The sequence below is a fragment of the Paracoccus sp. Ld10 genome, from assembly GCF_045064235.1.
Taxonomy (GTDB): domain Bacteria; phylum Pseudomonadota; class Alphaproteobacteria; order Rhodobacterales; family Rhodobacteraceae; genus Paracoccus.
Genome location: NZ_JBISHD010000009.1, coordinates 1 through 8,159, shown reverse-complemented (window position 1 = coordinate 8,159; position 8,159 = coordinate 1). Strand labels below are relative to the sequence as shown.

General features: G+C 59.1%; 8 protein-coding genes and 4 pseudogenes. 4 read left to right on the top strand and 8 right to left on the bottom strand.

All coding sequences use genetic code 11. The features are described from left to right. From ACJJVR_RS04390 to ACJJVR_RS04355, 8 genes and pseudogenes are all read right to left on the bottom strand, one after another. A pseudogene (locus tag ACJJVR_RS04390) lies at positions 1-191 on the bottom strand (hypothetical protein); the annotation flags it as partial. Between the two features lie 49 nt (positions 192-240). Next, entirely contained in the window at positions 241-1,410 is a 1,170-nt protein-coding gene (locus ACJJVR_RS04385) for a patatin-like phospholipase family protein (protein WP_405402564.1), read from the bottom strand. 1 nt (position 1,411) lies between these two features. Further along, positions 1,412-1,777: a hypothetical protein gene (locus ACJJVR_RS04380; RefSeq protein WP_405402563.1), complete on the bottom strand. Its 366-nt coding sequence runs from the start codon at positions 1,775-1,777 to the stop codon at positions 1,412-1,414. Between the two features lie 38 nt (positions 1,778-1,815). After that, on the bottom strand, positions 1,816-3,309 hold the full coding sequence (locus tag ACJJVR_RS04375) for a di-heme oxidoredictase family protein (RefSeq protein WP_405402561.1): 1,494 nt from the start codon (positions 3,307-3,309) through the stop codon (positions 1,816-1,818). Between the two features lie 333 nt (positions 3,310-3,642). Beyond that, a complete protein-coding gene (locus ACJJVR_RS04370) occupies positions 3,643-4,050 on the bottom strand; it encodes a hypothetical protein (RefSeq protein WP_405402560.1) in 408 nt (135 codons plus the stop codon). A 167-nt stretch (positions 4,051-4,217) separates the two neighbouring features. Beyond that, positions 4,218-4,898 carry a response regulator gene (locus ACJJVR_RS04365; RefSeq protein ID WP_405402559.1) on the bottom strand — a complete coding sequence of 227 codons (681 nt, stop codon included), beginning with the start codon at positions 4,896-4,898 and terminating at the stop codon, positions 4,218-4,220. Next, complete coding sequence (locus tag ACJJVR_RS04360) at positions 4,895-6,349, bottom strand: ATP-binding protein (protein WP_405402558.1); 1,455 nt, start codon at positions 6,347-6,349, stop codon at positions 4,895-4,897. The genes ACJJVR_RS04365 and ACJJVR_RS04360 overlap by 4 nt, the downstream gene beginning before the upstream one ends. 159 nt (positions 6,350-6,508) lie before the next feature. Next, positions 6,509-6,697: pseudogene (locus ACJJVR_RS04355) on the bottom strand (IS5/IS1182 family transposase); the annotation flags it as partial. A 525-nt stretch (positions 6,698-7,222) separates the two neighbouring features. Between ACJJVR_RS04355 and ACJJVR_RS04350 the strand changes: the two are divergent. The 4 genes and pseudogenes from ACJJVR_RS04350 to ACJJVR_RS04335 form a co-directional block, all read left to right on the top strand. Next, the gene (locus ACJJVR_RS04350; protein ID WP_405402556.1) at positions 7,223-7,327 is read left to right on the top strand and encodes a maltose acetyltransferase domain-containing protein; all 105 of its coding nucleotides are present in this window, start codon (positions 7,223-7,225) and stop codon (positions 7,325-7,327) included. Beyond that, positions 7,324-7,758, top strand: coding sequence for an RrF2 family transcriptional regulator (locus ACJJVR_RS04345; protein WP_405402554.1), 435 nt, complete (start codon positions 7,324-7,326; stop codon positions 7,756-7,758). Before ACJJVR_RS04350 ends, ACJJVR_RS04345 begins: the two co-directional genes overlap by 4 nt. Before the next feature lie 11 nt (positions 7,759-7,769). Further along, a pseudogene (locus ACJJVR_RS04340) lies at positions 7,770-7,913 on the top strand (FAD-dependent oxidoreductase); the annotation flags it as partial. Between the two features lie 55 nt (positions 7,914-7,968). Further along, positions 7,969-8,159 (top strand): annotated as a pseudogene (locus tag ACJJVR_RS04335) (hypothetical protein); the annotation flags it as partial.

Below are 8,159 nucleotides of genomic sequence, written 5' to 3'. Positions count from 1 at the left end.
AATCCTCGACGGTCGCACGCTTCCGCCACTTCGCGACCGTCTTGGGATTGATGCCCAGCTCTTGGCTCAGCTGCGCGAGCGAAGCTTGCGATCATTCGGGCCGACCCTCGGACCGATGGCGGGCCCGCCCTCATTATTGCTGCTCTGACGGCGTACGTGGTCCTGGCGCTGCCACGACGAATTTGTCCCATAATGCTTCCTTCCATTCCAACGAAAGGATCACACCATCAAACCGTGGGATCAAATACCTAGGGGAACAGCACGTTCCTCGCAACTCTTTGTCCAGAGCGAGCCCTTTTGTGCGCGATCTCTGCCGTGCCGATAGAGTGCGTTCATATAAGTGGATGAAAATCGATCCGATGGATCATACCGAACACCCGCATTCGGATCGATTGAGGTTACGGAGAAACGCAGCCCTTTTTCGCGCGCAAACAACTGTGTTGCATTGACTTGCAACAGCGCACTTGCCCGACCTGTCGTTGTAAGTGCTTGTTGTGATATGCTTAGTGCAGACCGCCCGACAGGTTCTGGCGCGGGATTGAGTGTGTTGTTGATGATCACATAGATATGCCCGCCTTCCAGCTCCTGATCCGGCATCGTGAAGGCAAAGCTTGGCACGGCAAGAAACTGCATGTGAACGCCCCCATCGATGTGAGTTTCGGAATAGGTCTTGCCGCGCGATGCAAAGCTGAGGCTGACGGGCGGAAAGAGGCCCGGCAACGCCGCAGAGGCGCGCATGACACCGCGAAACAGATCATATTGCCCCGCCTGCGCAATCGCACCCATATCCCAGACCGAGGCACGGGCGCTGTCGAGTTCCGAGGTGACGACAAGCAGATTTTTGCCCGTCGCGTGTCGCCTTGCGACGGCCTGTATAAAAGCAGGCGGTGTGAACTCAGCGATCAACTCCGCAAGCGGCGTCGTGTCAAAGAGCGCGTTGCTGAACACCGCCTGAAAAGGGCGCAAGCGCATAATGTCGTTCGCATCAGTTTGGGTGAAGACTTGGGTGAGAACGTCGTCATAGTCCTGGCCCATGAACGCAAACGGGGCGATCAGTGCACCAGTTGAAATGCCGGTCACCAGATCAAAATCCGGTCTGTCACCGCGTGCCGACCAACCCACAAGTGCGCCTGCGCCGAACGCGCCATCCTCGCCGCCCCCCGATAGGGCCAGAACTTTGGGTCCTGTGGCAGACCAGGAAGACTGCGGCGGGTGCAAATGCTTCAGCCACTCATCGGGACCGTCATCGGCGAAAAAGCGAAACCCGGATAACGGATCATCCGCCGCCGTCACGGTCGTGAGTGCTGACGCATCGATCCGACTGGTACAGGCCGAAAGCGCGGTCGCACCCAACCCCAACAGCAGGTGTCTGCGTCCGATGCGGCATTCGGTGGTAGGTGTATGACACATGTCAGAGTCCTGCGGGCAGGCCGGGCAGACGCATTCGCCCGGCGTTTGACGTGGCGGTTCGATGGTGGGGGCTATCCACGCGGTAGAGTTTGGCGTTTTCGGCTGTCCACTCCCAGATGACACCCGCATCCGTAAAGATCGCCGGACAGAAGGGTCTGATGTCCAGACCTTCGGGCTGGTCATTGGCAGTGAGTTTGTAGCAGGTCGTTGCCGCGCCGTTTTCCAACGTGCAATCAACGGTTCGTTGCTGTTCCGCAGAGGTCGTTTCAGACAATTCATCGATGTTGGGATGGGCCAGCGCCATTGATGCCGCGCCAGGACAGGCAAGCACAAAAAGGACTGGCCAGACGCAAGTTTTGGATGTCATCGGGCTCGTCCGTCGGTCGTGCTCACGGGCTGCGATCATCAGTGCGCTGTATCGGCGATGAACAGGATGAGGCTTTCGAGGAAGGTCACGATCCTCGCGGCATCCGCATCGGACATCGCAGCATAGGCGTGTCGGCTGGCGGTCGCCTCTCCACCATGGGTAAGGATCGCTTCATCCAGAGTTGTCGCGCGTCCGTCATGCAGCCATGGACCGGTTGAGCCCACACCAGCAAGCGAGCGGGTCATGAACATCGATGCGCCCATGCCAAGCGGATCGGACGGGTCCGACAGTGCGGGACCCATGTCGTGCCGTTTGAAATTGGAGAACCAGCGGGCGCGCCCATTTCCATCTGCGTCGGTTTCAAGCGCGCCCAGGTGATGCAAATTGCCATTTTCCAACAGAACCTGATTGTTCGGCGGGTCAAGCCGCATGTTGAACGTGATAGCGGTTTCGGGACCCAACCCGTGGGCGCCGGGATCTGACCCGTCGGGAAACAGAACATCGTGGTATCCGGCAGTCTGGCTTGGTTCGCTAAATGTCGGGTTGGCGATTGTCATGCTTGGGACGTGACAACCGCTGCACCCCGCGGTGGCAAACAGATGCTCTCCGGCGGCGATGTCTGAACGCTGCGCGACCGTGAGTTCGATCAACCCGAAGTCGGCAAGCTCAACCGTGCTGACAGGCCGCTCGAGCGCCGCCATGTACAGGGTGAGCGCGGTGACGTCACCAACGCTGAGCTCGTGGATCACGCCATCATAATCGCCGTCCCGTGCGCCAACCAGCTCGGTCGCCTGCAAACCCAATTCGTTATGCGCCGCATCGCGGGTAAACGCCCGGATTGTGGCGTGATTGCCTTTCCAGCCGAACGGGCGAACCACCAGATCAGCGTCGATACCGGCCAGCTGACTGGTATCAGTCTTCACTTCGCAGGGGTCCGCGTTGATGCGGGTCAATGACAAGGTGCCGAACTCTACCTCCTTGGCCACAAGAGCCACGGTCGCTGCACCCTTTGAACAGGCAAGATCCCTTGCGCCTTGGCGCTGGAGGTAAAGCTCGACGCTCATTTCCTCTGCGAGGCGTTGCGGGATGGAGAGCGCAAAAAGGGACGTGGTGTTCCGTTCAAGATACTGGCTTGGATCGCCTGTATGATCCGGATCGAGGACCACATTCATCGCGACGCCTCCGGCTCCGTTGGCGAACGGTGCGCTGTGACAACTGATGCAGCTTGTGGCGTTTGCACCGCCTTCGCGTTTTGGGAAATGCGTCGCCCATTCCCCGGCGCCGTTCAGATCGGCGCGCGGGAACCTGGTAAAGCGACGGCCCTCACCAATATTGGCACCTACACCCTGATCGGCGGTAAACTCGAACTCGGATAACTCATCACCCGCCTCGAACGCACGCAGGAAGGCGGCATTGCCCTGACCATTCGTGACCAGGCCGTTGAGATCGGCCTGATCCACCTTTTCAAGCGTCTCTGCTGCATTGGCATGCCCGGTCACACAGAGTGCAAGAGCGCACAGGGCATACGGCATCGTGACGCCAAGCGCCCGTTTCAAGCGTCGCTCCCAGGTCTCTGTCCGGCACCGCCGGACAGAACCCACGCCCTTTCATCAGCTTCGGTTTCGGTCATATTCGACGCGAAATGCGATACAGTTCCCGGAATGGCGCCATCACGCCCGTCAGACGAAGGGGTGTTGACGGTATGATGCCCTGAGAGGTCAATCTGCACACCCTTCTTGGGGGTGGCGCCACGGCCATCGCCAACAGAAAGATAGGTGGCCAACAGTAATACGGGCAGCTTTATGAGAGATCCCACGAGCTTTCCTTTCCGAGATGTATCTGGAACTGGACTAGAGGGGTGTAACTCAGCCGTTCTTTGGCGGATTTGCAGGCCCGCACGCCAAAGGCACATCTGCCTTAGGCGACGTGCATTTGCCTTGGACGGCCTGACCGTCGCGACCATTGAATGAACACGCCGCCTGTGGATCTGCATCTGCGCAGGCTTCAAGCGCTTCGCGGGGTGGACGTGCCGCCCGGTTTCCTTGTCCAGCCGGAGCGGACTGTGCGACCGAAAAGCCTTGCTCTGAAGGTGCCGCAACGGTTTCTGCGTAGGCCGCCGATACGTTCAGCGCACCGAGGACGACGGTGGCAAAGGTCAGGGCAAGGATGGTGTTCTGGTTGCCACGAAGGCCCGGGACGGTCGATTTGCAGGCCGGAATTTTCCGGGCTGCCGCGGACTGCGCACGGATCGCTCTGAGTTTTTCCACAAACATTTTACGTCTCCTGTAGGGGCGTTGATTCGCCGTTCACAGGCTCGGTTTCACCGTTTTTCGTGAAGTGAGTTTGCAGCAACTATGCAGGCAAATTGCAGGCAGCAGAAAAAACCCCTGCTGTGACTGTTTCAGCGCATCCGTCAGCGGAAAAGCAGATGCTGCCCGCTTCAGCCGTCGTAGGCATAGCCCACACCGTAGACCGAGCGAATGGGGTCCCACGAACTGACAGCCGCAATTTTTCGGCGCATGTTCCGGATGTGGCTGTCAACGGTACGGTCAAAGACCTCTGTATCATCCGGAAAAGCCAGCGACAGCAGTTGATCGCGCGAAAAGACCCGCCCGGGACGCGCGACAAGCGATTGCAGCAACGCAAATTCCCGCCGCGTGAGGCCAAGCTGTATACCGTCGATCGTTGCCTGCCACTTGTCGGCATCAACCATCAAACGTGGAGCGCCCGACGCGTGCGCGACCGCTCCGCCGGGGGGGCGCCTGCGCAAGACCGCCCTTACCCGCGCGACGAGTTCGCGGGGGGAATAAGGCTTGCACATGTAGTCGTCGGCCCCCAGTTCAAGCCCGAGCAGGCGGTCGATCTCCTCGACCTTTGCGGTCGTCATGATGATCGGCACATCAGATGTTCTGCGCAATTCGCGACAGATCGTCAGGCCATCCACACCAGGAAGCATCAGGTCCAGGATGACCAGATCATGCTGCTGGGCAAGGGCTATCTCGACAGCGCCTGTGCCTTCGGCCAGCAGGTCGACACTCATCCCCGCTGCGATCAGATAATCCCGCACGACTTCGGCAAGGGTCACTTCGTCCTCGACGATCAGGATGCGCGGCGCTGTCATGGGGTATCCTTGGGCAATCGCAGTGTGATTTGCAGCCCGCCCAGTTCCGAGTGTCCGGCGGTAATCTTGCCGCGATGGGCTTCGACAATCGCCTTGCACACGGAAAGGCCCAATCCCGACCCACCTGATGCCCGTGATCTTGAACCCTCCACACGGAAAAACCGATCAAACAGCCGACCAATATCGGCATCCGGCGGGGCAGGCGGCGTGTCATCGACGGTCAGAATCGCAAAATCCTCTGTGTCTCTCAATCGTATGCGCACTTTCCCCGGTCCGTCCGTATATCTGCCCGCATTCTCAAGGAGGTTATCGATGACCTGACCAATTTGCCCACCGTCGCAATCGATCAGGATCCGGGCCGCCAAATCAAGCTCCAGATCTATGCCCTGCGTGGCCAGCCTTGATCGCGCCGTCTGGGCAGACAGCCGTGCGATCACTGACAGGTCTTCGCGGGCAAAACTCGCCGACAGTTCTGCCTCGCGCGCGTAGGACAGCGTCTTGAGGTCTTGGACCAATCGGGACAACCGCATCAGCGCCGCGTGCATCTCGGTCAGCGTCTTTGGATCGGGCTGACGTATCCCGTCCTGAAGTGCCTCGATCTGGGCGCGCAGCACCGCAAGGGGGGTTTGCAATTCGTGACTGGTGTTCGATATCCACTCCCGCTCGGCCTTTGCCGTCTTTTCAAGCGTTGCGGCCAAGGTGTTGTAGTGGCCGATCAACTGCCCCAATTCATCCGTGCGATCCTGTCGGATCCGCGCAGCATAATTGCCCAAGGCCATCGTTTTCGCGCCGGCCTCCAATCGCCGTATCGGTCCCAGCAACTGACGCGCGATGATATAGGCCGCAACGGCGGAAACGGAGATGGCGATCAAAGCCGCCAGCAAAAGAGACTTGTACTGGCCCCGCAGAAAAAAGGCATCACTGGCGTTCTCGGCGGCCACGGGTGCGTTCATCCCAAGATAGCCCAAAAGATCTCCTTCGGCACAATCGTTCCGGGTACAGATCGGGCGACGCTCAAACACGTTCGTACGGTGCAGGTTTCCCGCAATCTGGATGCCGTCGCGATCAAGGAGAACAAGCCGTTGGTCCAATCTCAGGTCTTCACCACCTGCGCCAAAGGGTGGCGGCGTACCTGTCCCGGGCGGCGGCCCGCCGGGCCCAGGACGAGGCGGTCTGCTGTGGCCCATACCCGGCTGTGGGGCATGCTTGCGCACAAAATCGCTCCATTGTTCCGGGCGATCCGCGAACTGGGTCCAACCGCCCTGATATGCGTCAGCTAGATTGGATGCCACTTCGTCGAACCGCGCCAGTTCCCCCCGAAGTAGATACTGCGAGAAACCGTCCCGCATCCATGCAGCAACCATCACCGCCATAACCATAACGACCACGACAGCGGTTGCCGCAATAGCGGTAAATATCTTGGCGAACAAAGACCTGCGGATGTTCTTCATAATGGATGATATCGCATTAAAATATGCAGAGTGCGTGCAGGTTTTCATTCAATCCGATAGTTTTTCCCTTCAAGGCGGCGTGTATGGAAACTATGCTTGTTTATCTTTGCAGAGGATCTCGGCTTTGTTGCGCAAATCAGCTGGCGGACGGTTCTCACCTTACCCCAGATGGATTGATCCCACAGCCTTTTCGACGGGGATGCCAAGGGCGTTGCAACCGTCCAGAATCGCGATGCGCACCTGAACCTCCGCGACCTGGCGGTTGAAGTCCCGTGCCCTTAGCCGCTGGCCCAGCAGTTTTACGCAATGCATTTTTGTTTCGGCACGGCTTCTTCGGTGGTAGCCGCTTCAGTTCCGCCAGGGTGTGCTGAGGTGCTCCCCATCTCTTGGACAGGATCTGGCGCTTTTTAAGCTCTGATCTGCTCCTGCTGATCGGGTTGCGTTGCTCCTACTGTCGCCTCTCAGCGCCTCAATTGCCACCTTCGCCTCGAACTCAGGCGCGTGCTGCTTTCGTTTCGAGATCGTCGATCTCCCTCGTGATGAAGATCAGCAGACTGCAGATCCGAGCTTATGCCAGTGTCCAGTTTTCGGGGACCACCTCACTTCCAATGTCCGCTAGGAGGAACCTGCATCGCGGCGTTTGGTCGGAATCGAACGACGGTTAAGGGCCGATCCCACGCCTAGGAGGCCATCCTGTAGCCGTCACGTCGTCAGGAACTGAAGACTGACGTGAAGTGCCCAAGGTGGCCAGTCGCAGCGCTCGTCAACGATCCCGAACCTGATATGTGCTCAGCAACCACTGCCAGTGCTATGGGTGGGCATTGACGCGAAGTGCTCAGCCCCGCCTTCTCAGCTCAATGACTGCACCCAGATATGATCGAACTTGAGAAAGCCGCAGCCGGCCTGCTCTACGACGCCAACTACGACCCCGACGTGCTCGAGAAGCGCCTCGCCGCCAAGCGCACCCTGCATGAATGAAACGAGACAGTCGCCTTTCCTCCGTCCTCCACGCGCTGCTGCACATGACAGAGCATGATGGCCCCATGACCTCAGAGGCTCTCGGCCGGTGCCTGGCCGCCAATCCCGTGGTTGTGCGTCGCACTATGGGGCTTTTGCGCGAGGCGGGCCTGGTCGCATCGGATCGTGGTCACGCAGGCGGATGGCGTATTACGGCAAACCTAGACACCGTCACTTTGCGTCAGTTGCACGAGGCGCTTGGCGAACCTGCCATTTTCGCCATCGGCAATCGCAACGAGAGCCCGTCCTGCCTTGTGGAGCAATCTGTCAACGCTGCTTTGGAAGGGGCTTTTGCTGACGCCGAGGCATTGCTTCTCGACCGCTTCGCCCATGTCACCCTTGCCGACCTGGCCGCCGACTTTAGCCGCCGCCATGCGGAAAGGCATACTTAAAAGGATTGAATATGCACGATGTCATCGTGATCGGGGGTGGTTATGCCGGAATGGCAGCCACCCTGCAGCTTCTGCGCGCGCGCAGGTCTGTATTAGTGGTCGACGCCGGGCTTCGGCGTAATCGTAACGCAAGCCATTCCTATGGCTTTCTAGGTATTTGATCCCACGGTTTGATGGTGTGATCCTTTCGTTGGAATGGAAGGAAGCATTATGGGACAAATTCGTCATGGCGGCGCCAGGACCACGTACGCCGTCAGAGCAGCAATAATGAGGGCGGGCCCGCCATCGGTCCGAGGGTCGGCCCGAATGATCGCAAGCTTCGCTCGCGCAGCTGAGCCAAGAGCTGGGCATCAATCCCAAGACGGTCGCGAAGTGGCGGAAGCGTGCGACCGTCGAGGATT

What these genes read in the sequence shown, in the direction of transcription:
- ACJJVR_RS04385 (WP_405402564.1), bottom strand. Translation starts at nt 1,410, where the DNA reads ATGTGTCATACACCTACCACCGAATGCCGCATCGGACGCAGACACCTG.
- ACJJVR_RS04380 (WP_405402563.1), bottom strand. Translation starts at nt 1,777, where the DNA reads ATGACATCCAAAACTTGCGTCTGGCCAGTCCTTTTTGTGCTTGCCTGT.
- ACJJVR_RS04375 (WP_405402561.1), bottom strand. Translation starts at nt 3,309, where the DNA reads ATGCCGTATGCCCTGTGCGCTCTTGCACTCTGTGTGACCGGGCATGCC.
- ACJJVR_RS04370 (WP_405402560.1), bottom strand. Translation starts at nt 4,050, where the DNA reads ATGTTTGTGGAAAAACTCAGAGCGATCCGTGCGCAGTCCGCGGCAGCC.
- ACJJVR_RS04365 (WP_405402559.1), bottom strand. Translation starts at nt 4,898, where the DNA reads ATGACAGCGCCGCGCATCCTGATCGTCGAGGACGAAGTGACCCTTGCC.
- ACJJVR_RS04360 (WP_405402558.1), bottom strand. Translation starts at nt 6,349, where the DNA reads ATGAAGAACATCCGCAGGTCTTTGTTCGCCAAGATATTTACCGCTATT.
- ACJJVR_RS04350 (WP_405402556.1), top strand. Translation starts at nt 7,223, where the DNA reads ATGATCGAACTTGAGAAAGCCGCAGCCGGCCTGCTCTACGACGCCAAC.
- ACJJVR_RS04345 (WP_405402554.1), top strand. Translation starts at nt 7,324, where the DNA reads ATGAAACGAGACAGTCGCCTTTCCTCCGTCCTCCACGCGCTGCTGCAC.